This window comes from Corynebacterium incognita (assembly GCF_014217255.1).
Taxonomy (GTDB): domain Bacteria; phylum Actinomycetota; class Actinomycetes; order Mycobacteriales; family Mycobacteriaceae; genus Corynebacterium; species Corynebacterium incognitum.
On record NZ_CP059404.1, the window covers coordinates 1,311,198 to 1,334,034 of the forward strand.

23 protein-coding genes are annotated in these 22,837 nt (G+C 67.2%); 15 read left to right on the forward strand and 8 right to left on the reverse strand.

What is annotated here, in order from left to right:
* Positions 1-134: 134 nt before the first annotated feature.
* Both H0194_RS06070 and H0194_RS06075 read left to right on the forward strand, forming a co-directional pair.
* Entirely contained in the window at positions 135-920 is a 786-nt protein-coding gene (locus tag H0194_RS06070) for a sensor histidine kinase (RefSeq protein WP_185175068.1), read from the forward strand.
* On the forward strand, positions 917-1,582 hold the full coding sequence (locus tag H0194_RS06075) for a response regulator (protein WP_185175069.1): 666 nt from the start codon (positions 917-919) through the stop codon (positions 1,580-1,582). Before H0194_RS06070 ends, H0194_RS06075 begins: the two co-directional genes overlap by 4 nt.
* On the opposite strand, the gene H0194_RS06080 is transcribed toward H0194_RS06075, so the two are convergent.
* A complete protein-coding gene (locus tag H0194_RS06080; protein ID WP_185175070.1) occupies positions 1,579-2,616 on the reverse strand; it encodes a lipase family alpha/beta hydrolase in 1,038 nt (345 codons plus the stop codon). The two genes, H0194_RS06075 and H0194_RS06080, sit on opposite strands and share 4 nt — an antisense overlap.
* A gap of 170 nt (positions 2,617-2,786) precedes the next feature.
* Between H0194_RS06080 and amn the strand changes: the two genes are divergently transcribed.
* The gene (gene amn, locus H0194_RS06085) at positions 2,787-4,190 is read left to right on the forward strand and encodes an AMP nucleosidase (protein WP_185176918.1); all 1,404 of its coding nucleotides are present in this window, start codon (positions 2,787-2,789) and stop codon (positions 4,188-4,190) included.
* Here the strand turns inward: amn and H0194_RS06090 are convergent.
* Positions 4,187-5,296: a winged helix-turn-helix domain-containing protein gene (locus tag H0194_RS06090; protein ID WP_185175071.1), complete on the reverse strand. Its 1,110-nt coding sequence runs from the start codon at positions 5,294-5,296 to the stop codon at positions 4,187-4,189. The genes amn and H0194_RS06090 overlap by 4 nt on opposite strands.
* Before the next feature lie 162 nt (positions 5,297-5,458).
* Here H0194_RS06090 and H0194_RS06095 point away from each other — a divergent pair, with 162 nt between their 5' ends.
* Positions 5,459-7,120: a DUF885 domain-containing protein gene (locus H0194_RS06095; protein ID WP_185175072.1), complete on the forward strand. Its 1,662-nt coding sequence runs from the start codon at positions 5,459-5,461 to the stop codon at positions 7,118-7,120.
* Positions 7,121-7,225: 105 nt separating this feature from the next.
* Here H0194_RS06095 and H0194_RS06100 read toward each other — a convergent pair whose 3' ends face one another.
* Positions 7,226-8,293 (reverse strand): AbrB family transcriptional regulator, encoded by a 1,068-nt coding sequence (locus tag H0194_RS06100; protein ID WP_185175073.1) that lies wholly within the window; start codon positions 8,291-8,293, stop codon positions 7,226-7,228.
* Positions 8,294-8,357: 64 nt separating this feature from the next.
* On the opposite strand from H0194_RS06100, the gene H0194_RS06105 reads away from it, so the two are divergent.
* The gene (locus H0194_RS06105) at positions 8,358-9,146 is read left to right on the forward strand and encodes a TSUP family transporter (protein ID WP_185175074.1); all 789 of its coding nucleotides are present in this window, start codon (positions 8,358-8,360) and stop codon (positions 9,144-9,146) included.
* Here the strand turns inward: H0194_RS06105 and H0194_RS06110 are convergent.
* Positions 9,143-9,814 (reverse strand): lipocalin family protein, encoded by a 672-nt coding sequence (locus H0194_RS06110; RefSeq protein WP_185175075.1) that lies wholly within the window; start codon positions 9,812-9,814, stop codon positions 9,143-9,145. The two genes, H0194_RS06105 and H0194_RS06110, sit on opposite strands and share 4 nt — an antisense overlap.
* Positions 9,815-9,952: 138 nt before the next feature.
* On the opposite strand from H0194_RS06110, the gene H0194_RS06115 reads away from it, so the two are divergent.
* On the forward strand, positions 9,953-10,927 hold the full coding sequence (locus H0194_RS06115) for a malate dehydrogenase (RefSeq protein WP_185175076.1): 975 nt from the start codon (positions 9,953-9,955) through the stop codon (positions 10,925-10,927).
* Between the two features lie 85 nt (positions 10,928-11,012).
* Entirely contained in the window at positions 11,013-12,272 is a 1,260-nt protein-coding gene (locus H0194_RS06120; RefSeq protein ID WP_185175077.1) for an ATP-binding protein, read from the forward strand.
* A gap of 20 nt (positions 12,273-12,292) precedes the next feature.
* On the opposite strand, the gene H0194_RS06125 is transcribed toward H0194_RS06120, so the two are convergent.
* Both H0194_RS06125 and H0194_RS06130 read right to left on the reverse strand, forming a co-directional pair.
* Positions 12,293-14,650, reverse strand: coding sequence for an ATP-dependent RNA helicase (locus H0194_RS06125; RefSeq protein ID WP_185175078.1), 2,358 nt, complete (start codon positions 14,648-14,650; stop codon positions 12,293-12,295).
* A 22-nt stretch (positions 14,651-14,672) separates the two neighbouring features.
* On the reverse strand, positions 14,673-15,842 hold the full coding sequence (locus tag H0194_RS06130; protein ID WP_185175079.1) for a M20/M25/M40 family metallo-hydrolase: 1,170 nt from the start codon (positions 15,840-15,842) through the stop codon (positions 14,673-14,675).
* Positions 15,843-16,056: 214 nt separating this feature from the next.
* Here H0194_RS06130 and H0194_RS06135 point away from each other — a divergent pair, with 214 nt between their 5' ends.
* Positions 16,057-16,329 (forward strand): hypothetical protein, encoded by a 273-nt coding sequence (locus tag H0194_RS06135; protein ID WP_185175080.1) that lies wholly within the window; start codon positions 16,057-16,059, stop codon positions 16,327-16,329.
* Here H0194_RS06135 and H0194_RS06140 read toward each other — a convergent pair.
* Positions 16,315-16,974 carry a sugar O-acetyltransferase gene (locus tag H0194_RS06140; protein ID WP_185175081.1) on the reverse strand — a complete coding sequence of 220 codons (660 nt, stop codon included), beginning with the start codon at positions 16,972-16,974 and terminating at the stop codon, positions 16,315-16,317. The genes H0194_RS06135 and H0194_RS06140 overlap by 15 nt on opposite strands.
* A 162-nt stretch (positions 16,975-17,136) precedes the next feature.
* On the opposite strand from H0194_RS06140, the gene H0194_RS06145 reads away from it, so the two are divergent.
* The 7 genes from H0194_RS06145 (at position 17,137) to H0194_RS06175 (ending at position 21,241) form a co-directional block, all read left to right on the forward strand.
* On the forward strand, positions 17,137-17,814 hold the full coding sequence (locus tag H0194_RS06145; RefSeq protein WP_185175082.1) for an alpha-ketoglutarate-dependent dioxygenase AlkB family protein: 678 nt from the start codon (positions 17,137-17,139) through the stop codon (positions 17,812-17,814).
* Between the two features lie 13 nt (positions 17,815-17,827).
* Positions 17,828-18,565, forward strand: a complete 738-nt coding sequence (locus H0194_RS06150; protein ID WP_185175083.1) for an SDR family oxidoreductase — start codon at positions 17,828-17,830, stop codon at positions 18,563-18,565.
* A 104-nt stretch (positions 18,566-18,669) separates the two neighbouring features.
* Positions 18,670-19,407 (forward strand): LysE family translocator, encoded by a 738-nt coding sequence (locus H0194_RS06155; RefSeq protein WP_185175084.1) that lies wholly within the window; start codon positions 18,670-18,672, stop codon positions 19,405-19,407.
* A gap of 19 nt (positions 19,408-19,426) precedes the next feature.
* Positions 19,427-19,756, forward strand: coding sequence for a YbjQ family protein (locus H0194_RS06160; protein WP_185175085.1), 330 nt, complete (start codon positions 19,427-19,429; stop codon positions 19,754-19,756).
* 30 nt (positions 19,757-19,786) lie between these two features.
* A complete protein-coding gene (locus H0194_RS06165) occupies positions 19,787-20,086 on the forward strand; it encodes an RNA-binding S4 domain-containing protein (RefSeq protein ID WP_185175086.1) in 300 nt (99 codons plus the stop codon).
* Between the two features lie 4 nt (positions 20,087-20,090).
* On the forward strand, positions 20,091-20,909 hold the full coding sequence (locus H0194_RS06170; protein WP_185175087.1) for a VOC family protein: 819 nt from the start codon (positions 20,091-20,093) through the stop codon (positions 20,907-20,909).
* 32 nt (positions 20,910-20,941) lie between these two features.
* Complete coding sequence (locus tag H0194_RS06175) at positions 20,942-21,241, forward strand: MGMT family protein (protein ID WP_343061253.1); 300 nt, start codon at positions 20,942-20,944, stop codon at positions 21,239-21,241.
* On the opposite strand, the gene H0194_RS06180 is transcribed toward H0194_RS06175, so the two are convergent.
* Positions 21,238-22,836: a GTPase gene (locus H0194_RS06180; protein ID WP_185175089.1), complete on the reverse strand. Its 1,599-nt coding sequence runs from the start codon at positions 22,834-22,836 to the stop codon at positions 21,238-21,240. The genes H0194_RS06175 and H0194_RS06180 overlap by 4 nt on opposite strands.
* Position 22,837: the final 1 nt, after the last annotated feature.

The window sequence follows — 22,837 nt, forward strand, 5'->3', positions numbered from 1 at the left end:
TGCAAGTAAACGCTACCTTTTTGCCGTGCCCTACGCTACCCTTTTGACCATTCCTAGGCTACCTTTTTGGATCCGCGGGCGGCGGGGAGCCCGCGCGATAGACTGACGGGACGTGAGCGTAGTGAGGAGAGACGATGGCGTGGGGCGGGTTTAAAGGTTGGAGCGCGCAGCGGCGCGGGCGCAGTCAGCGCGGGGCGCAGTCCCCACCCAGCCACGAGGAGGAACAGGCCCGGCGCATCGCGGAACTCACGGCGTCGCGCCGGGCGGTGGCGGACGCTTACGAGATTGAGCGCCAGCGCATCGAGCGGGACCTCCACGATGGCGCGCAGCAGTACCTGGTGGCCGCCGCCATCAAGCTGGGCGAGGCGCAGCTCGACGCCGAAGGTCAGCTTGCAGACCTGCTCGCCGCGGCGAAGAAGGACGTGGACGCCGGGCTGGAGGCGCTGCGCGCCACCGTGCGCGGGATCTCCCCGCAGGTGCTCCACGACCGTGGCCTGGTGGCCGCCGTCTACGACACCGCGGCGTCTTACGGGCCGCACGTCAGCGTCCACGCCCCGCACCCGCTGCCTACGTTGAGCCCCAGCGTGCTGGCCGCGGGGTATTTCTACGTGGCGGAGATGCTCACCAACGCCGCGAAGTACGCGCCGGGTGCGAAGGTTTCCGTGCTGCTCACCGCGGACGAATCCCTGCGGATCACCGTCATGGACGAGGGCCCCGGCGGGGCGCGCATCGTTGACGGCGGTGGGCTGGCCGGCATGCGCGAGCGCCTCGCCGCGTTCGGCGGCACCATGGAACTGCACTCCCCGGACGGCGGCCCCACCCGGGTGCGGTGCACCATTCCGCTACTGTTGGACCGCGGCCAGCCCGGCGTGCCGGGGCAGTATCCACACGAAGCACACGGTGGGGGAGGAGCACAATGAAAATCGTCATAGCCGATGATTCCGCGCTGTTGCGCGAGGGCGTGGCCGGGCTGCTGGAGCGCCGCGGGCACGAGATCACAGGCGTTGCCGAGGACGCGCCCGCGCTCGTGGAACTGGTTCAGGAGCAGGGTCGCGCCGGTGCGCTGCCGGACGTCCTCATCACTGACGTGCGCATGCCACCCGGCATGAGCACCGACGGCCTGGAGGCCGCGGTGTCGTTGCGTCGCGAGTTCCCCACGCTCCACGTCATGGTCTTGAGTCAATACGTGGCTCCGGCGTACGCGGTGGAGCTTTTCGACGGCGCGACCGGCGGCACCGGCTACCTCCTCAAGGACCGCGTGTCCGAGGTCGCGGACTTCCTCACGTCCCTGGATGTGGTGGCCGGTGGCGGCACCGTCATTGACCCGACCGTGGCCAGCGCGCTTATGTCCGCCGGGCGCAGCGGCCTGGCGGAACTCACCCCGCGCGAGCGGGAGGTCCTGGAACTCATGAGCCGCGGCAAGTCCAACCGGGACATCGCGGGCGAGCTGGTGCTGTCCAACGCGGCCGTCGCCAAGCATGTTTCCAACATCTTCGCCAAACTCCGCCTCGATCCCGCCGAGGAAAACCGCAGGGTCAAGGCCATCCTGGAGTACCTGTCGGCCCAGCCCGGCTGGAGTTAATTCCCGGGCAGCTCCAGGTTCTTGAGCACCGCCCGGACGATGGCGCGCACGCGCCGGTCCAGAGGCATGTCCTCGTGCATAACCACCGCGAGGCGGTCGAAGTCTTGGACGTAGATGTTGCGCACGGTGCCCGAGGGGGCGTCCTCGGCGTCGAGGAAGCAGGACGACGGCGGCTTGATCACGCTGTCCGAGCGGGTGGCGATGCACGTGTAGGTCACCCCCTCTTCCACGTCGCCATCGCCGTTGACCTCGTGAAACAGCGGGTGGCCCGTGATCTGCTGGGAACCCGCGGAGCCGAACCAGGAGCTGATGACGGAATTCATGACGTTCTCCGCGCGCTTGGTGGCCACGAGCGGAGAGATGATGCCGCCGGCGGTGGTGCCGTGGTTCGGCGAGGCCAAGCACACCAGGTGCCGCACCTTGTCCGCGTTGCCGTAGACCCGCATCCAGTAGCGCGCCAGCAGCCCGCCCTGCGAGTGGCCGATGATGATCGCCTGCGAGGAACCGGTGGCCGCGAGCACCGTGTCGATGTACGCGCCCACCTGCCGCGCCGAGGTGGGGATGAGGCCGGTGGCGCGCGTGCCGTAATCCGGGGCGAACACCGCCCAGCCGTCCGCGCGCAGGTCGGCGCCCATTTCCTGCCAGATGCCCTTGGTATCGCACGTACCGTGCAGCAAAATCACCGGCCAGGGGCGCTGCGCCGTGGGCCGCGCCGTCCAGTCGTCTTCAAAGATGCCGCGGGGTTTCAGCCGCGCGCCCAGGGGGAGGGACTCGTTGGCCAGCGGATCGGGATCTTCGGTGTCCTCGGAGTTCGCCCGCGCTGCGTCCACCTGTACCTCGGGGTCGTCGTCGAGCGCCTCGAAGTCCTCGAAGGCGACCTCGCGTGCGGGGTTGCGCCCCAGCATCATGGCCATCTCGGTGGCCACCTCGTCGCGCAGCTGCGCGTGCTCGTCATCGTGCAAGGCGGCGGGCCAGAACCGGGCCAGCTGATCTGCCACAACCTGGCGCAGTTCAGCGAAGGGATCGAGAGCCATGAGCCCTACCCTAATAGAAATCTGCGAGGCGAGAGTTTCGGCGCTACTGTGGTGCTAATGAGCAGGTGAGCACACCAGATGCGGCACACATGTCGCGGGACGAGGAAGAAATGAGGACAGTAATGGGCGAGGAGAGCAAGAACGCAGGAGGTAACGCAGACCTCCGGCAGATGGCCACGGTGGCGGAGGCCTTAAGCGAGCTCGTGCGCCTATACGAGCAGTCCTGCGCCCTGGCCCGCGACGTCCTCGAGTCTGGTAACTACGCCGACTACGCGGGCGTGGTCTACCCCAAGCTCGTGGTGCAGGTCCGCGAGTGGAAGCCGATTGACCGCCAGGAGCCTTTCGGCTACGTGGACGAGTCTGGCCGCTACAGCGCCACGATGTCCAAGCCCGGCCTCATGCGCGACTACCTCGCCGAGCAGCTCAACCGGCTCACCAGCAATTACCCGTGCGAGCTGTGGGTGGGGCCGTCGGAGCAGCGCATCCCGCCGGAGTACATCGCGGGCACCGGCAAAATCTCCGAGGCGCGCCGGGCCGGCAAGGACGCCGAGATGATCCCGCGCCCCACACTGGACTACGTGGACGATGAGACCATCGACGGCACTTGGGAAGCCTTTCACGGCACAGAAAAGCCGCTAAACCACTTCGGCCCGCAGCGCTTCGACATCGCGTGCGCACGCATCCAGCACTACACCGGCATCGAGGTGGACACGGTGCAAAAATACATCCTGCTCACCAACTACGCGATGCACACCAGCGAGTTCGTGAAGTTCGGCGTGCGCCAGCTGGCAGACGACGACTCCCGCTATGTGGCCATGATCCTCCCCAACGGCGACCACATCGGCGCGCACGAGGCCCCGGACGTGGATATCGAAGAGCTCACGCTCACCTCCCGCTTCCAGATGCCGCGCTTTGACCTGGTGACCCCCGACGGCGACGGCATCACGATGATCAACATCGGCGTCGGCCCGTCCAACGCCAAAACCATCACCGACTGCCTGGCGGTGCTGCGCCCGGAGGCGTGGATCATGATCGGCCACTGCGCCGGCCTGGACGGGCGCATGCGCATCGGCGACCTCATCCTGGGCAACGCCTACCAGCGTAAAGACCACATCCTGGATCACGACATCGCCGGTGACATCCCCATCCCGGCCATCCCGGAGGTCCAGCGCATGCTGGAGGCCTCCGTCAACGAGGTCTACGGCGAGGACAACTCGCTCATGCGCACCGGCACCGTTTTATCCACGGACAACCGCAACTGGGAGTGGCACTCGCAGCGCGAGCTGTGGGAGTGGCTGCGCGGCTCCACCGCCGTGGCGGTGGACATGGAGTCCTGTGCCCTCGCGGCCAACGGCTACCGCTATCGCATCCCATACGGCACGTTGTTGTCCGTGTCCGATCTGCCGTTGCACGCAGTGCCCAAGCTGCCGGCCCAGGCGCAGGCCTTCTATTCCAACTCCAAGGAAGCCCACGTCATGTGCGCTGTGCGCGCGGTGGAGCAGCTGGCGGAGAACCCGCAGCGCCTGCGCACCCGCAAGCTACGCCGCGCGATCGGCGAGGTCCCGTTCCGCTAGGCGCAGGTCAGTACCTTACTTCTGGAACTTTTAGATACCTCGATGGGCTCGCGCAGCACCGGGTCCAGGGCGGCGGCGCGGCCGATGGCCACCACGGCATCGGCACTGCCGGGAATCATGCGCAGCTGCGGGCGCTTGGCGACGCCCGCGTGCTGGCGCACGGCGTCGGCAAACAGCTTCGGAGCCGCGGGGTCCTCGGTGAACGCAGTGCCTGCGATGACGAAGGTGTTCGGCTGGAACTGAGTGATGAGCTCTGCGCTCATGGCGCCGAGCTGCTGGATGCGGGAATCGAGGATCCCGCGCGCCGCGGGATCGGCGGCGACGTCGCTGATGCGGGTGGCGTCGATGCCGCGGCGCTGCAGTGCGCCCAGCGTGTGCTCGGTGCTCAGGGCGGTTTCGCTCAGTTCGGAGTGAGTGGCCGGAAGGGGGCTGAGCTGTCGGGTGCCCTGGGCATCAGACAGTGCGATGCCGACGAATTCGTCGGCGAGCAATGCCATGACGGACTTGGCGGCGGGGTTGTTGAGGGTCTTGAGTGAGTGCAGTTCGGAACCCAACACGGCCGTGGCCACGGATGAGGTGGCAGTGGGCACGCCGAAGTGGTGGCGCAGGCGGGTGGCGGTGCCGTTGGTGTCCCAGCTGCGTTCTACAAGTTCGGAGGTAGTGAGGCCGATGCTGACCAGGGGGCAGGGTAGCCCGGTGAGGAGGCGGTGGAGCGCAGCGGCGAGGTGCTCGCCGAGGTCGGCCTCGCTGAAGTCCGCGGCGGACAGCGCGAGGTGCTGCTTGCGAAGAAGGCGGCCGGCGGTGGTGAACAAGCCCACGAAGGATTCAGACGAGCCGATGACGATACCGGCGTGCGCCCACCCGGTCTCCGCTAGCTCGAAGGGGACGGTCGGGCGGCCGCGACCCTGGATGCGGGTGAGGTCGGGGCGCTCGGTGATGAAGCCGGCGTCGAGAAGCGCCATGACGGCGCGGGTGATGGTGGGCTGGGAAAGGCCGGTGTATTCCATGAGTTCGGCACGCGTCATCGTCTCGTGAAGGCGCAGTAAGTGGATGGTTTTTGCCGCGGGGGTCTGCGGCCTGGAGAATGCGGTGCCGTGCGTTAACATGACAGTCATCCTACATTTAGCAGACTGCATTGTCTAGTAGTCTCCGAAATTTTTTAGACTATGCGGTCTGTGTCGTGGGTTATGACGACGTTATCAAGCTGTAGTGAAACCGGCATCGTTGCAGTGGATATTGGCCCGGGGGAGGGGCTAGACTGCCAGATCATGAGTTCTGACCATTCGGACGTGCGCGAGCCCTCGCTGCTCGACGCCTCCTGTGACAACTTTGTCCACGACCTTGCAGCCCTATCCCCGACGGAAGCGACCGCTTGGGGCATCGAGGGCCACGACGGTGAACTCCAAGACTTCTCCCCGGACTACTTCGCCGCCGTCGCCGACCGCACCCGCGAGATGATCGCGGACCTCGACGCGCTCGATGACTGCACCGACGAATCCGACGACGAAGACGACTTCGACGAGGTGGACTTTGTCACCGCCGCCGTCCTCCGCGACCGCCTGTGCCTGCAGTTGGACCTGCACCACCACGGCGAAGACCTGCGTTCGCTCAACAACATTGCCTCGCCCGTGCAGGAAATCCGCGACACGCTCGTGCTCATGCCCAGCGACACCCCGGACCAGGTAGACGCCATCCGCTCCCGTCTGTCCCAGGTGGACAAGGCGCTCGGCGGCTACCGCGAGTCCCTGTCTGATGCGGCCGCCCACGGCCACGTGGCAGCCACCCGCCAGATCAGTGAGGTCGTCTCCCAGTGCTCCGACCTGGCCGACAACGGCTCGCTGCTCGAGAGCCTCGGCGTGGACCCCGAGTCCGCAGAAGTGGAGGACGCCAAGCGCGCCTTTGACGAGTTCGGCGCCTGGCTGTCCGCCGAATTGCAACCCCAGGCCCCCGCGGAGGACGCGTTCGGCCGCGAGCGCTACCAGCGCTTCTCCAAGCTGTTCGTCGGCGATTCCGTGGACCTAGACGAGGCCTACGAGTGGGGCATCGAGCGCCTGCGCGACATCACCGCGGAACAGAAGAAGATCGCCACCTCGCTCTACGGCTCCGACTGCACCATCCGCGAGGCCTTCCGCAAGCTCAACCACGAGGAGCGCTACACCCTCGAGGGCACCGACGCGCTGCGCGAGTGGATGCAGTCCATCGCCGACCGAGTCATCTCCGATCTCGACGGCACCGCCTTCGACATCCCCGACGACGTACGCACCATCGAGTGCTGCATCGACCCGGCCGGCACCGGCGGCATCTTCTACACCGCCCCGTCCGAGGACTTCTCCCGCCCAGGCCGCATGTGGTGGTCCGTGCCCGCGGGCCAGACCACGTTCCACACCTGGCAGGAGCTCACCACCGTCCACCACGAGGGCGCGCCGGGCCACCACCTGCAGATCGGCCAGACGCTCACCGAAAGCGATCTCAACCTGTGGCGTCGTGTGGCCTGCTGGAACTCTGGTCACGGCGAGGGCTGGGCGCTGTACGCGGAGCAGCTCATGGCGGACCTGGGCTACATGGACGACGAGGGCTTCCGCATGGGGCTTCTCGACGCCCAGCGCCTACGCGCCGCCCGCGTAGTCGCGGACATCGGCCTGCACTTGAAGAAGAAGCTGCCGGAGGGGAGCGGCACCTGGGACGCGGCTCACGTGAAGTCCTTTATGCGCGAGAATTCCGCGATGGACGACGCGAACCTGGAGTTCGAGGTCAACCGCTACCTCGGCTGGGCTGGCCAGGCGCCGTCCTACGCGCTGGGCGAGCGCCTCTGGAAGCAGACCCGCGACGACGCGGTGTCCCAGGGCATGAGCGAGCGCGACTTCCACGCGCAGGCGCTCTCGCTGGGCTCCATCCCGCTGTCTATCTTGCGCGAGCGCGTGCTGAACTAACTGCGCGGGATCGAATCTCCTTAAGGTCGGGATCCAAAAGTCGGATTTGGCGTTCCGAGGCAGTAAATCCGACCTTTTGATCCCGACTTTTGGCGTTGTGGCTCCCTACCGGCGGCGCTGGAACAGCCGGATGAGCTGCGGCAGGTAGCCGGCCACCGCGAGCACGAGCACGAGGCGGATAATTTGCAGCGCGACGACCGCCGGCCCCGCGCCGCCCTCCGAGGACAGCGCGAGCACCGTCTCCAGCGCGCCGGGGCTGGTGGCCAAGTAGGCCTCAAAGTAGGTGATGTCCAGCCACAGGGTGAGCGGCCAGGCCGTGGCCGCGCAGATGCCGATGACCGCCACGATGAACAGAATCGTCGCCGGTAGCTGCTTGCTAAAGCTCTTGAGCGCCGGGACGGACAGGCCGCCGCCGCACACCCAGCCGATGGACAAGAACGCCATCACCCGGAAGATTTCGGGTGGCTGCATGGTGAGATCGTCGGGAAGCAACAGCGAGATGCCCACCGTCAGCAGCATCGGCCCCAGCACCGTGGCCACGGGCAGGTGGATGAGCTTGCCGAGCTTTTCGCCGAACGCGGCGACGAGAACCCCCACGAGGACTAGCCACCACGTGGAATGGGTGGCGTCCTGGGCGCTGGCGTGGTGCGGGGAGGTGAGCAGTCCCGCCACCACCGGCAGCGTGATGGACACCGCGAGCAGACGCAGGTACTGGGTGAGCGCGACGTAGCGGTAGTCGGCGCCGAGCTCGTCGGCGAGCATAGGCATCATCGACGCCCCGCCGGGCAGCATGGACAAGATGCCGGTCTCCTGCGACACCGCCGCCGGCTGCGCGCGGTGCAACAAAACGCCACCGACGACGCCCACCATGATGGTCACCAACGCCACCACCAGGCCGGGGACCACAAAACCCGCGAGCGTCCCCAGCGCGATGCCCGTAATAGGCAGCGCAGCCAGAATGCCGATGAACCCGCGGGCGCAGGCGTAAAACTCCCGGTTGATCGGCAGTTCCTCGCCGGTGGTCAGCGCCATAGCCGCGGAGACGATAATCGCGGCCACGATCCAGGCGGCCGGGACGTGCCAGTGGTTCAAAAGCCAGCCCAGCGCCACGGAGGCCGGGGCGACAATCAGCCAGCGCAGTGCGAGCTTCTTGTCCCAACTCCGTGTGCCCATGGCCGCGTTCACCCTCGGTTCCGCCTCGTTCGTGTCACTAGACCCCATAGCTTAACCTGTTGTTATGACGATTGGGTTGTCCACGTGGGCGCTTTTGGTGGCCGCCGCGGGTGTGGCGGGCTGGGTTGACGCCGTCATTGGCGGCGGCGGGCTCGTGCTCATCCCGGTGATTCTGGCGGTGTTCCCGCAACTCGCGCCGGCCACCGCGCTGGCCTCCAATAAGCTGGCGGCGGTGTCCGGCACCGCGTCGGCGGCAGTAACACTGGTGCGCAAGGTACGCCCACCGACAGGCGAGCTCGTCCGCTTCGGCCTCGTGGCGGCGGTGTGCTCCGGCGTGGGCGCGCTGTGCGTCTCGCTGCTGGATAAGGACGTGATGCGGCCGGTCATCATCGTGCTCATGCTGGCGGTGGGGCTGTTCGTGGTGTTCAAGCCGTCGTTTGGCAGCGCCTCCGCCGATACCGCCGCACCGTCGCGCGACGGCTGGCGCACGTGGGCGTCGCTCGGCGCGGTGGCGCTCATCGCGTTCTACGACGGCGTGTTCGGCCCCGGCACCGGCATGTTCCTCATCATGGCGCTCACCGCGATTTTCTCGCAGACCTTCCTGCAGTCCGCGGCCATGGCCAAGGTGGTCAACACCGCGACGAACCTCGGCGCCCTTGCCGTGTTCATCGCGGGTGGGCACATGTGGTGGACCCTCGGCCTAGTGTTGGCGGTGGCGAATATTATCGGCGCCCAGCTGGGCGCGCGCACCGTCCTCGGCGGCGGCGCGAAGCTCATCCGATACGCCCTGCTCGCGCTCGTGGTGGTGATGAGCGTGTACCTCACCCTCCAACAAATGGGAGTTATCAGCTAGAGCGCGCAGACCGGCGTAATATCCTGGCGCCCCTGGCTCATGGGCACCGTCAGGAAGGTGCAGGGGTTCCAGCCGCGCCAGGTCACGATGTTGCGAACCTGGTCCCACTCGCTTGCGGACAAGCGTGGAGAACGCGACAGAACAAAGCCGGACTTGCGGTCCGGATCGCCGACGATGGCCAGCGAGTAGTCCTTGGCCAGGTAGGTGATGCGGTAGTTAGTCGGGCCATTGGGGTCCTGGAAGGGCACGCCCGGGAAGTTCACCCGCAGGGACGCGGGGGACTTGACGGTCGCCGTTCCCTTGATGGTGGAGGGGCTACCGGTGAGGGTGCCGCAGGAATTGCGCACCGAAATAGTGTTGGCGTCTTTCACGGCGTAGCGGGCCGTAACGTCACGCACACACTGCAGAGTGTAAGGCTGCGGCACCGACGCTACCTGGTACCAGGTACCCGCGTACTTATTCAGCTCGACTGTTCGGGACGTTTCCGGCAGTGGAGCGCCGGGGAGATCGATAGCCTGCTGCGCGAATTGGCTGGAGCCACCTGCGAGGCGACCGCCATCAAAGACATCGTGGGCACCGGCGGCGGGCGCAAGACCCGGGACAGCAACAAGCAGTGCGGCGGCGGTAACAGTTCGGGCTAGGCGGCCGAGGAAACGGGAACGAGACATGGGAACCTCCACAAGGGGTAAGGAACGAGGGGCGGTGTCGCCGCAGGGCAACGAATAAAAATTATAAAAGTGTTAACAGCGCTAAGGTGGAGATGAGAGCGTTTAAATTCACGTCTTCGCTAGGGAAAGGTGAGCACCATGTCCGCTTCAGCCACAACCATCACCGTCACGGGAGCCGCCGGGAATATCGCGTATTCGTTGCTGTGGCGCATCGCCAACGGCGACGTCTACGGCAAGGACGTGCCCGTGAACCTCAACCTGCTGGAGATCGAACCGGCACTACACGCCACCGAGGGCGTGGCCATGGAGCTGTTCGACTCCGCGTTCCCGCTGGTCAAAAACATCACCATCACCGCGGACCCGGCGCAGGCCTTCGACGGCGCCTCCGCCGCCTTCCTGGTGGGCGCTAAGCCGCGCGGCAAGGGCATGGAACGCGCGGATCTGCTCACCGAGAACGGCAAGATCTTCGGCCCGCAGGGCAAGGCCATCAACGATCACGCGGCTGACGACGTCCGCGTCGTGGTGGTCGGCAACCCGGCGAACACCAACGCGCTCATCGCGGCGAACGCGGCACCGGACGTCCCGGCGGAGCGCTTCAACGCGCTCATGCGCCTGGATCATAACCGCACCCTGTCGCAGCTGGCGGACAAGCTCGGCGCGGACTCCACCGAGTTTGAGAAGGTAGCGGTGTGGGGCAACCACTCGGCCACCCAGTTCCCTGATCTGAGCTTTGCGACGCTGCGGGGCACGTCTGTGCTCGAGCAGGTGGATAAGGACTGGTACACCGACGAGCTCATCCCGCGCGTGGCCAAGCGCGGCGCGGAGATCATCGAGGTGCGCGGGCATTCCTCGGCGGCGTCCGCGGCATCCGCGGCGGTGGATCACATGCACGACTGGATCCACGGCACCGACGGCTGGGTGACCGCGGCCGTGCCGTCGACCGGCGCTTACGACGTCCCGGAGGGCCTGATCTTCGGTGTGCCCGTGACCGCGGAGGGCGGACAGTGGCGCCCGGTGGAGGGGTTGGAGCTTAGCGATTTTCAGCGCGAGCGCATCGCCGCCAACGTCGCTGAACTCCAGGCTGAGCGCGAGGCAGTAGCGCACCTGCTCTAGACAGGACTGGAGTAATCCACTAGCCAGCAGTGGAGTACTCCACTTCTGGCTAGTGGATTACTCCACCTAGCGCTATCCTTGGGATATGAGTAATTATGTTGCCCGCACTGTGGATCAGCAGCTCGAGAGGTACCTCCGCATCAACGGGGCCGTCCATGTCCGTGGTCCTCGTGCGTGCGGCAAGACGTCGACTGCCCGTCAGCAGGCCGCATCCGAAGTTCGCCTCGACCGTGACCGAGAACTGCTCGCACTTGCGCAGCTGTCGCCGAGTCAGGTGATGATGGGCGATACCCCGAGATTGATTGACGAATGGCAGGTCGTTCCTTCCTTGTGGAACGTCATCCGCCACGAAGTCGACGATCGGCAAGCCAAAGGCCAGTTTATTCTCACCGGTTCGTCCAACCCAGATGATGACGCCCAGCGACACCCGGGCGCCGGGCGCATTATGAGTCTGGACATGCGCACGATGGCGTTGTGGGAGCGCCCCCACGTGGACACCGGCGGGGTATCGCTGAGCCAACTCTTTGAGGATCCGGCCGCCGCGCCCCGCGACGTGAGTTGGGAGTTGAGCGTCGCCGACTACGTCGATCTTATGGTGCAGGGCGGGTGGCCCGGTTTGCAAGATCTCGATCCGTTGGACGCGCAGGAAGCCATCGATTCCTACCTCACGGAAATGGTTGAGCATGACTTCCCGGAGATAGGCGGCCGCCGCCGCGATCCGCGCCTGTTCCGCGCTTTCCTCACCGCCTACTCCCACGTTGTCGCCCAACCCACGCAAATGGTGACGATCCGCAAACGCATGGCGGAGTTTCTGGATCGGATGCCCGCGCCGGATTCCGTTGCGCAGCTCCATGACTTTGCCGCCCGGCTGTTCATGGTGGAGGACCAACCTGCCTGGTCACCGAAGCTGCGTTCCAAAACCGCCTTGCTGCAGGCACCAAAGCGGCACCTCGCCGACGTCAGCCTTGCCGCATCCTTGCTAGGTGCGCGGCCGGGGCAGCTGCTGGCGGATATGGAGACCTTGGGGTTCTTCTTTGAATCATTGGTCGTCCATGACCTCACCGTGGCGGCGCAGGCGATGCGCGCTCGTGGCGTCTTCCATTACCGGGACGCCAAAGGACGCGACGAGATCGACGTCGTTGTTGAGGACCGCTCCGGACAGTGGGCGGGGATGGAGGTTAAGCTCTCGCACACTCAGGTAGCGGCAGCTGAGAGCAACCTTTTGCGAGTAGCAGGCAAGATTGCCCAGCCGCCACGTTTCCTTGCCATCATCATTCCGTCGGGCCGGGCCTTCCAGCTGGATTCCGGCGTGTGGGTGCTTCCGCTGGGTTGCCTCGAGCCTTAAGCTTGGCCCGACATGAGCACTCACATCCGGTTCTTTGTCCGTGCCGTCGCCGGCGCGGTCCACGGGTCCTCCGGCCACGGGTGCTTGGGGTAGCGCCCGCGCATCTCCGCGCGTACCCCGGCATACGGCCCGGACCAGAAGCTGCGCAGGTCATCGGTCACCGCCAGCGGCCTTCCCGCGGGCGAGAGCAGGTGAAACTGGACAGCGATTCCCGCACAGCGCGGCGATTCCTCCAGCCCGAAGCACTCCTGCAGCTTGACCCGCACCACCGGGCGGCCCTCGCCGTAGGAGATCCGCGGGCGCGAGCCGGATGGCACCTCCAGCCGCTCGGGCGCGAGCTCGTCCAGGCGCGACGCCTCCGGCCACGGCAACAGGCGCTGCAACGCGGGGTACAGGTCCACCTTCTTCGCCGGGGTGCCGTGCGCCATGGCGTCCAGCTCCGGCCCCAGCCACAGCGCCGGGTCCGCGGCGGCCACATCCGGCCACGGCTCGCCGAGCTGCGCGTGCAGGAAATCGAGCCGCTCGCGCAGCGCCGTCGCCTTATCTGACCAGGTAAATAGCCCCAGTCCCTCCTCGCGGATCCCGGCCGCCAGCGCCTGCGCGGCGTGTTCCGGGGGCACCGCCACCGGGGTTGCGGACAGCTCGATGGCACCCGCGCGGCGCACCTTCTTGCCGCGCACCGCGCCGTCGACAAGGTGTGCACGCAACTCCTCGGTGACGCCGATAATCTCCAGCGCCGCGGCTTCGTCAATGGCTGCCGCGGCCCGGATCGTCGCGCCCGCCCGGCCTTCGCGTGCCGACGCCCGAGTGACCTCCGCGATCGCCAACCACTCTCGGCCCCGCAGCGCCGAGTCCGGCGGCAGGTACGCGCGTGTTCCGGAGACTAACAAACAGTCGTTGTCGCCCTGTCTTCTTGCGATGCGCTGCGGGAACGCCAGGCCCGTCACCACGCCCGCCTCGGCGCAGCCGGTACCGCCGCTCACCAGTGAGCGCAGGCGCTCTACCTCGCGCTTCGGCGCCTGCGCCCGGGCGATGTCTCCGGACGGCGAGTCCGCGAGCACCGCTACCACCTCCGCCGCGGCGGGCCCGCACTCCAGCAGCGCGCGGCCCAGGCGGGGGTCGGCGGGCAGGGTTGCTAGGCGACGCCCCATCTCCGTCACCGTCCCGTCCTCCGCCACGGCGCCTAGGGTGCGCAAGGTGGACTGGGCGTCGGCAAGCGCGGGTGGCGGTGGGGGAGTGACCAGCGGGAGGCCCTCGCCGCGTGGGGTGCCCCAGCACGCGAGCTGCAGGCAGGCCTGCGTGAGATCCGACGTGGCGATGTCCGGGGTGATGTCCGGGGCGGCGTTGGCGTAGTCAGCGGCGGCGAAGGCGCGCACGACGGTACCGGGGCCCTCACGGCCGGCGCGGCCGGCGCGCTGATCCATGGTGGACTTCGCGCCGGTGATGGTGACCAGGCCGGTCATGCCGCGGGCGGCGTCGCGGCGCGGCACGCGCGAGAGACCCGAATCCACGACGATGCGCACGTCGGGCACGGTGAGCGAGGACTCCGCGATGGACGTGGCCACCACGATGCGCGGGGTGCCGTCGTCGTTAAGCGCCGCGTCTTGTGCCTCGCTGTCCAGGCGGCCGTGCAGCGGCAGCGCCGGGATGTCCGCGGGGACGGCGGCCAGAGTGTCCTCGACTTCGCGCACACCGGGCACGAACACGAGCGCCGAGTGGCCCTGCGCGCGCACCTCGGCGGCGGCGAGCGCGGCCAGGTGCTCGTAGTAGGCGCGGCCACGCGTACCGCGCTCCGGGTGCGGGGAGTAGCGGACGTCGAGCGGGTGCGTGACCGCCGGGGTGGAGAGGACCTGCGCGCCGAGGTGCTCGGCAAACGCCGCGGCGTTGAGCGTGGCGGACATCGCCACCAGCGCGAAGTCCTCGCGCAGCTGCGCCACCTCCAATGCCATGGCGAGTACCAGATCGGAATCCAGCTGCCGCTCGTGCACCTCGTCGATGGCCACGGCGGCCACGCCGTCAAGAGCGGGATCGGACAACAAGCGCCGCAGCAGCACGCCCGGGGTGACAAACTCCACGAGCTGGCCGGGCTTGTGCTCGCCGCGGATGGAATACCCCACGCGCTCGCCCACACGCGTGCCGTCCAGCTGCGCTAGACGACGCGCCGCGGCCCGCACCGCCACGCGCCGTGGCGCGGTGACGATCACCTTGCCACCGCTACCCAACGCATTGGCCAAAGCGGGCGGCACCAGCGTGGTTTTACCGGTGCCGGGCGGGGCCTGGACCACCAGGGTGTTGGCGTCCTCCAACAATCCCGGCAGCGCGCCGATGCGCTCTGCCACCGGCAGGCCGGCGCCAATGGCCGAAAGGTTGAAGTCCATACCGGCCATTTAAGCAGGGCGCTTAAGCCCGCGGGGAGTGGGGGATGGCCAGCACGGTTTCGGCGACGAGCGCGATGTAGTGCGGGATGGCGGTGGGGTAGATGGCCTCGTGGCGCGCGTGCGCGCCGGTGCCCACCGTGCCCACGCCGCACATCACGGGAGTGCCCAGCGCGGAGACGAAGTTCGCGTCGCTGGCCCCGCCCACGGCGGTGGCCTCCAAGTCCCAGCCCAGCTCGCGGGAGCGTTCCTCCATCACTGAGTACAGCCACTGGTTCGCCGGGGTGAACTCCAGTGGCGGGCGGTTCCAGTCCTTGTGCACAGCCACTTGTACGCGCGGGTCGGACCACTCGGTGGTGTCCAAGACCTGGTCCATGCGCTGCATCTCCGCGGCGCTGGTGATGCGGATATCCAGCTGCGCGGTGGCGTGACCGGGGATGACGTTGGAGCTGGAGCCGCCGTTGATGAGCCCGATGTTGACCGTGGTGCCCGCCTCCGGGCGCGCCTGGGCGGCCACGGCGGTGCAGTAGTCGATGACGGCGGTGATCGCGCTGGCGCCGTCCTCCGGGTTCACGCCTGCGTGCGACTCGACGCCCGTGGCCTCCACCTTGATGACGCCCACGCCCTTGCGCCCAATCTTCACCTTGCCGTGGTGGGTGGCCTCGAAGCAGAACGCGGCGTCGGCAAGCCTGGCAACGTCCTCGATATGACCCCGCGAGGACAAGGACCCGATCTCCTCGTCGCCGTTGATGAGCAGGTGGATGGTGGGCACATCAGTGCCGTATTCGCGGGCGAGCTTCGCGGCCCAGATGGCTTGGACGAGCCCGCCCTTCATGTCGTGGATGCCCGGCGCGGAGATGAACGTGTTGCCGTCCTCGTCCTGTCCGGATTCGGTATCCCAGTCGGCGAGGGTGCCGAGGGGCCACACGGTGTCGTAGTGGCCGAGGAACATCACGGCCTTGTCGGTGTTGCCTTCGTAGACAAAGTGCAGGCAGTCGCCCTGCTCGCCGCCGTCGAAGCGGTGGAAGAAGTCCGGGTGGCCGAGGTGGCCCTCCACGAGCCCAATGACGACGTCCGCGCCGCGATCGAGGGCGGGCTTGTCATAGCTGACGGTCTCCACGCGCACGAGCTCCATGATGTTGGCCAGGATCGTATCGAGTTGGGCCTGGGCCTGGAGCAGCAGCGCGGAAGCCATGGAGTCCTTTCTTCAACTAGTCCCTCTAGTTCAATGGTGACTAAATGTACCACTCTGTCTTGTTTGCCCTTTCAATACTATGCAGGGGCCACACCGCGCGCGGGTACTGCGGGTACTTAGGTACCCGGTGTGTTCACTACGCGGCTCTGTTAGGCATGGGTGGTTAAGCTTGAATGGCGAGGCCACAGGCGGGATGAAGTTGCGAGGAGGAGTAATGAACAAGACCGCTGAGATGAAGCAGACAGGGGCACCGCTGGTTCCCATCGCGGCGCTGGCGTTAGTGCTGGTGTGGGTGGCAGCGCCGTTTGTCAGTGACCGGCCCGTGTGGGCGGAGCCGGTGTTCTGGACCTACACGGCGGTGGCGGTGTTGTGGGCGCTGTTCGTGGCGCTGCGCACGCGGCGGTGGTGGCTGGTGGCAGCAGCGTTGCTGACCGCCGTAGCGTGGCCGTTGCTGCTGTTCGTGGGCCTTTCTCTATTCGGAATCTAGGGTGCCGAATCCCTCGACCGGGCCGTCAAGGTCCTTGCGCTCGAAGGTCTCTGCGTTGTCCGGGGAAAGGGTGCGCACGACGCGGCCCGGGCTGCCCAGCACCAGCGAATAGTCCGGCACGTCCTTGGTCATCAGGGCGCCCGCGCCGATGACGCAGTGCTTGCCAATGGTCACCCCGGGTAGCACCGTGCAATTCGAACCGAACCAGGTGTTCCCACCCACCGTGATCGGCTTGGCCTGCTCCCAGCCGCCCTTGCGCATCTCGTGGTCATTGACCGGGTGCGTGATGGTGATGAACGAGCAGTTGGGGCCAATCATGCAGCGGTCCCCGAAGCGCACCGCTGCCTGCGCGAGGATAACCGCGTTGAAGTTCACGAAGCAGCGCTCGCCGAAGTGAATGTTGGTGGCGTACTCCAGGTTCATCGGCGCGTTGGAGCCGGGGACGTGGGAGTCTTGCGGAAGCAGCTCGCGCCAGATGGCGTGGGCGGCGTCCGGATCCGTATTGCCGAGGTCATTGAGCTTTTTTACGAGCGCAAACGTCCGCCGGTGTTCCTCGGCCGTGCCCGGCAGCCCGGGTAGGTGCCACTCTCCGGAGACCTGCTTGCCCCACGTGCCGTACTGGTTAAGTTCGTCCCTCGTTGTCATGGTCACCGAGTGTACGTGCGGGTGGCACCGCCGCAGCAAACCCCATCCACCCCGCTGCGTAAGGTCTCAAAAAACAACCGCACGCCCAAAAATGGGCCCCGTGACGGGCCATGCAGAGGTTTGTCCTTAGAGGTTTGGCGTTGTCAGACTATCCTGTAAGCCATGCTTTTCGACGCCCCTTTGCCCCGCCCCGCAGTTAAGGTCGCGCCGGGGGTGGCGCACCTGCCGGGGTGGCTGGACGTCGAGAAGCAAAGAGGCCTCGTGGAGCAGATGCGTGAGGTGGCGCGGGGGCTGGCGGGAACCCCGGTGGCCATGCGGCGCCCTCAGCTGGCATCAGGGCAGATGAGCGTGTGGATGCTGCAGCTGGGCAAGTACTGGCAGACCCGGCCGTACGCGTACGTGGACCAGGTGGCCGGGGTGCGCGTGCCGCCGGTGCCGGGGAACCTCCAGGAGCTGGCCAACGAGGCGGTGCGGGCCGCGGCGGAGGTGGCCGAAGAACTACAACCCTGGGCGGGCGGGTTCCGGGCGGAGACCGCGCTGGTGAACTTCTACCCGCCGGAGGCGAAGATGGGCATGCACGTCGACGCCAACGAGACCGCGAGCGCGCCCGTGGTGTCGCTGTCCATCGGGCAGGAGGCGGTGTTTCGCATGGGCAATACCGAAACCCGCGCCAAGCCGTGGACGGACGTGCTGCTCGCGTCCGGGGACTTGGTGGTCTTCGGCGGGCCGTCGCGGTTCGCTTACCACGGGGTGCCCAAGCTCATCCCGGACACCACCCCGGCGGGCTGCGGTCTGGAAGAAGGGCGGATAAATATCACGATTCGGCAGGTGGCGGACTAAGCGCGGGCTTAAGATGGGCGCCATGAGCATCCAGATTCCGGAAGGTAAGAAGGTAGCGGTGGTCACGGGGGCGTCGTCAGGCATTGGCGCCGCGACGGCCCGGGCGCTGGCAGGTGACGGCTGGTTCGTGGTGGCGGTCGCGCGACGCGAGGAGCCCATCACGGAGCTCGCGGGCGAGATCGGCGGCGCGGCCGTGGTCGTGGACGTCACCGACCAAGGCAGCGTGGACGCACTGGCCGCGCAGCTGGATCGCGTGGACCTGCTGGTCAACAACGCCGGCGGCGCCAAGGGCCTGGAACCGCTGGTCGAGACCAAGATCGAGGACTGGCAGTGGATGTATGACACGAACGTGCTGGGCACGGTGCGCATGATTCAGGCGCTGCTGGGCAAGCTGGAAGCCGCGCCGGATAATTCCGGGCTGGTGGTCAACCTGGGCTCCATCGCGGGCTGGAGGCCGTACGAGGGCGGGTCCGGATACAACGCCGCGAAGTTCGGCGTGCGCGCGCTGACCCGCGTGCTGCGCCTGGAGACGCAGAACATCCGCGTCACCGAGATCGATCCGGGGCGCGTGGCCACCGAGGAATTCTCGCTCGTGCGTTTCGGCGGCGATGCCGAACGCGCCGCCGCGGTCTACGACGGCGAGGTCAACCTGGTGGCCGGGGATATCGCGGAGGCCATCCGCTGGGTGGCGTCGCTGCCGCCGCACGTCAACATTGACACCATGACCTGCACGCCGCGCACCCAGAAATAGGGGCGCAAAAAAGGGCCGGGCACCTGCGGTCGAGTAAATCTGTCTCACAGGATAGGATGTCCCCTTGTTGAGCACGAGTGAAAAATAAAAAAGGAGGGGCAGCAATGACTGTGGGTGCACTCGCCGCACTAGCCGGCGTGTGGCTGGTGACCATCGTGGTTCCGGGACCGGACTTGGTACAGATTCTGCGGGCAGGCATGCGCTCGACGACCGCGGGCGTCTACTGCGCCCTGGGCGTGACCACGGGCATCACCATCTGGCTGCTGCTGTCTATCGCGGGCATGTCCGCCGTCATCGCGGCGAACCCCTCCATCCTCGTCGGCCTGCAGATCGTGGGCGGCTGCTACCTCGTCTACATGGGACTGTCCGCCCTCTGGGGAGTGTGGCGCACGCGGTCCCGCGGCGGCGAGGTCAAAGGCATCGCGACCACGGACGCCACTCGCGCCGGCGGCGGCGTGGTGGATCCGGGCTTTAGCGACGAGGCCGAGGACGACCGCGAACAGAGCGCCGACGCCGAGGCCGGGGAGCTGGGCAAGTTCAAGGCCTTCCGCATGGGCCTGCTGTCTGACCTGGCGAACCCGAAGACCGTGGTCTTCTTCGGCGCCGTGTTCGCACAGTTCTTCACCCCCGACATGACCGCCGAGTGGACCCTGGCCGTCATCGCAGTGCTGCTGGTGGAAACCATCGCGTGGGTGATGTTCTTCGCCATCATGGTACGCGCGGTCTCGCGCTGGCTTATGCGCTACCACCTGGCTGTCGACGCCGTGGCGGGCGCCATCCTGGCTGCACTCGGCGGCGTGATTCTGGGCGAAGGCATCAAAGCCCTAGCGCGGGCTACCTAGCCTCTCTTATGCTGAGCTTATGATTTTCACTACCACCAACACCGTCGACGGCCACCGCATTACCGAGTACATGCGCATCGTCGCCGGCGAGACCATCACCGGCATCAACGCCTTCAAGGACCTGGGCGCGGGCTTCCGTAACCTCGTGGGCGGGCGCTCCGAGTCCTACGAGCAGGAGACCGTGAAGGCCCGCGAGCAGGCGCTCAACGAGATGTGGCAGCGCGCCTCCGAGCTGGGCGCCGACGCCGTCGTGGGCGTCGCCGTGGACTATTCCACCGTGGGCGCGCAGGGCGCACTGCTCATGGTGTCGGTCACCGGCACCGCCGTGAAGCTGGCTCCCGCGAACTAGGCGCTCGGGCCGTGGCCTAGACTGGCCACCATGAGTGAATTCACCGTGCCCATCTCGGGCGAGTCCATCAAGCTCGGGCAGTTCATCAAGCTTGCGAGCCTCACCGCCACCGGCGGGGAAGCCAAAGAGGCGATCGCCGAAGGCCTGGTCACCGTCAACGGTGAGGTGGACACCCGCCGCGGCCGCACCCTGGTGGTAGGGGATGCGGTGAGCCTCGGGGGAATGACCGCCATCGTCGGCGGCGTTGCTGACGATGATGCGGACGATGACTTCTTCGACGAAGCCACCGCCGACGACGATTTTGATCCCGAACAATGGAGGAACCTCTAACACCATGCCCGCTTTCATGGCCGAGGTAGGAATGCCCTACTGGATTGACCTGACCACCTCCGACACACGTAAGTCGGCGTACTTCTACTCCAAGGTGATGGGCTGGGAGGTCTCAGACGTCGAGGGCGGCAACGGCTACCGCATGGCGCGTATCCAGGGCCTGCCCCTGGCCGGTTTCATCCCGCAGCCTGCCGACGCCCCGTTCCCTGACACCTGGATCACCTACTTCCTCGCCGCGGACGTTGCGGGCGACTGCGAGCGCGCGGTGAACCTGGGCGGCCGCGTGCTCTCCGAGCCGCGCCAGGTGGAGATGGGCATGATGGCGCTGCTCGCGGACCCGGCGGGCGCGATGTTTGGGCTCATTCAGCCCACGGTTGATGAGAAGTTCGTAGCCGCCGGCGAGCCCGGCTGCCCGGTATGGCATGAGCTGACCGCGACGACGAACCACAAGGCGGCCGTGGACTTCTACGGCGAGCTCTTTGACTGGGAGATCGCCACCATGGACAGCGCTGCCGACGAGGATTTCGAGTACGCCACCGCCATGGCCGAGGGCGCGGCATTCGCGGGCATGTGGAACGCGAAGGGCAACTTCCCGCCGCAGGTGCCGAGTTTTTGGCAGACCTATCTGGGCGTACGCGACGTGGCGCAGGCCGCGAAGACCGCGCAGGAACTCGGCGGCGAGGTCATCCGCGAGCCGTGGGATTCGCCGTTCGGCCGCATGTGCATCCTGGCCGACTCCACGGGCGCGACCGTGACGGTATGCGAGGTCGAGGACGCCCCGGAGGAAGAGCCGCGCGAGTCCGACGACCTGCTGAACCTCTAGGCTTTCCGGTGGACGAGGAGGCGGTGCGGCGCGTGCTGGACGTGGTCGGGCGCATCCCGCCAGGCAACGTCTCCTCCTACGGCGAGGTGGCCAAGGCCGCGGGGGTGGGCGCGCGCTACGTCGGCCGCGTGCTGCGCGAGCGCGGGGATACCGTCGCGTGGTGGCGCGTGGTCCGCGTGGACGGCAGCTCCCATGACCTCGACCGGGCCGCGGCGCACTGGGACCGCGAAGGCATCCCGCGCGCGGGCCGGGCAGGAGAGCGCGTGGCCATGGAACGTGCGGCGCTGGATTCCCACGAGCTCACGCAAAAGCCGAGCAACGCGCAGGCCTAGCGCCCCGCGGCCACCCGCATCTTCGCGATGAAATCCAGGTAGCTGTCACGCACCGCAAGCAGCGGTTGCTCCACCTTCTCCGCGGACACTGCCGCCACCTCGCGGCGCAGCGCGCGGCGGGTACGGCGCCGCACGCCGGAGCCGATGGCGAAGCCAAACGCGCCGGTAAACAGCCCCAGCACGATGCCCAACAGCACGCCGCCCGCGATGAGCAGCGTCGGGTACGGCCAGCCCTCGATCTCCGGGGTGATGTCATCCATGAACGGCTCCAGCACCCCCGGCAGAAATGCCGCGACGAGGTACCAGCCCACGCCCACCAGCGCCGCCAGCAGCGCGAGCCACTGCAGCACCGCGAACACGTTCCACGCCGCCGAGGGCTGCGCGGGCAGCTTCGTCTTGGCCACTGCGCGGTCGAGGTGCTGCGGCACCTTCTCCAGGATCTCCTCGGTCTCCGTGGCCACCGCGCTCTTCCACCCCGTGGGCAGGTCGCCGGAGATCGCCTGCGCGTAGCCGCGCACGCCCCGGTTGGCCACGGCCTTCGAGGACGCGTCCAGCTCGGGCATCGAGGTGCGGTGCACGCCGGTCTCGTCCGATTCCTCCCGCAGGCCTAAGCGGCGCAGCGGGTCCGCCCGCAGATTGAGCATCCACGACGTCACCACCCAGCCCGTCTTCTTGCCCAGGCGCTTGCGGTAGGCCGCCGCCGTCGCGTCCGCGATGGTATCTGCGCCCGCGGCCTGCGCGAGCAGCGTGTCCATCTCTTTCTTCGCGCCGGATGGCACCTTGTGCGCCGGGGCGTTGTCTACCCAGTCCGCGGACACCGCGGTGAGGTCGGCTTCGATGCGTTGCTGTTGGGCGTTGTGGCTCGAGGCCACCTTGGCAATCGCTGTGCGCAGCGTATCGACGCCCATGCCTGTCTTCGCGCTCGTCGGGATCACGTTCGCCTTGGCTAGGCCGTCCTCTACCAGCAGGCCGCGGAGGGAGTCGGCGACCTGGTCCACGTCGGCGTCGGCAAGCTTGTCAGCCTTGTTGAGCACCGCGAGCGTCACCGTGCCGTGGGAGGCGTGCGGGCGGATGAAGTCATTGTGGATGACGGAGTCCGCGTATTTCTCCGGGTCCGTGACCCACACGAGGACGTCCACCTTGCCCACGAGCTTGGCCGCGGTGTCGCGGTTGGATAGCTCCACCGAGTCGAAGTCCGGCAGGTCCAGCAGGATGAGCGGGCCGGCGTTTTTGGCAAAGTCGCCGGAGCGTGAGCGGCGATCCTCCACCTCGAGCCAGTCGAGGAGTTCTTCGGAGCCGTCCGGGTGCCACACTGCGGCCAGCGGGGAGGAGGTGGTGGGCCGGCGCGCGGCGGCCTTGCCCAGGTCCTCGCCGACGACGGCGTTGAACAGGGAGGTCTTGCCCGAGCCGGTGGCGCCGAAGAAGCCGACCACCGTGTGGTCGCCGGAGAGTTCGCGGCGCTCGCTGGCCTCGCGCGCCACGCGCTCGATCTTCGCGTGCTGTTCATCGGTGAGATAGCCCTCGCCGAGCTGGGCGGCGTCCCGCAGCGCGGCCAGCCGATCGTTGAGTGGGGTCTTCTTTCCTAGCAGCGCCATG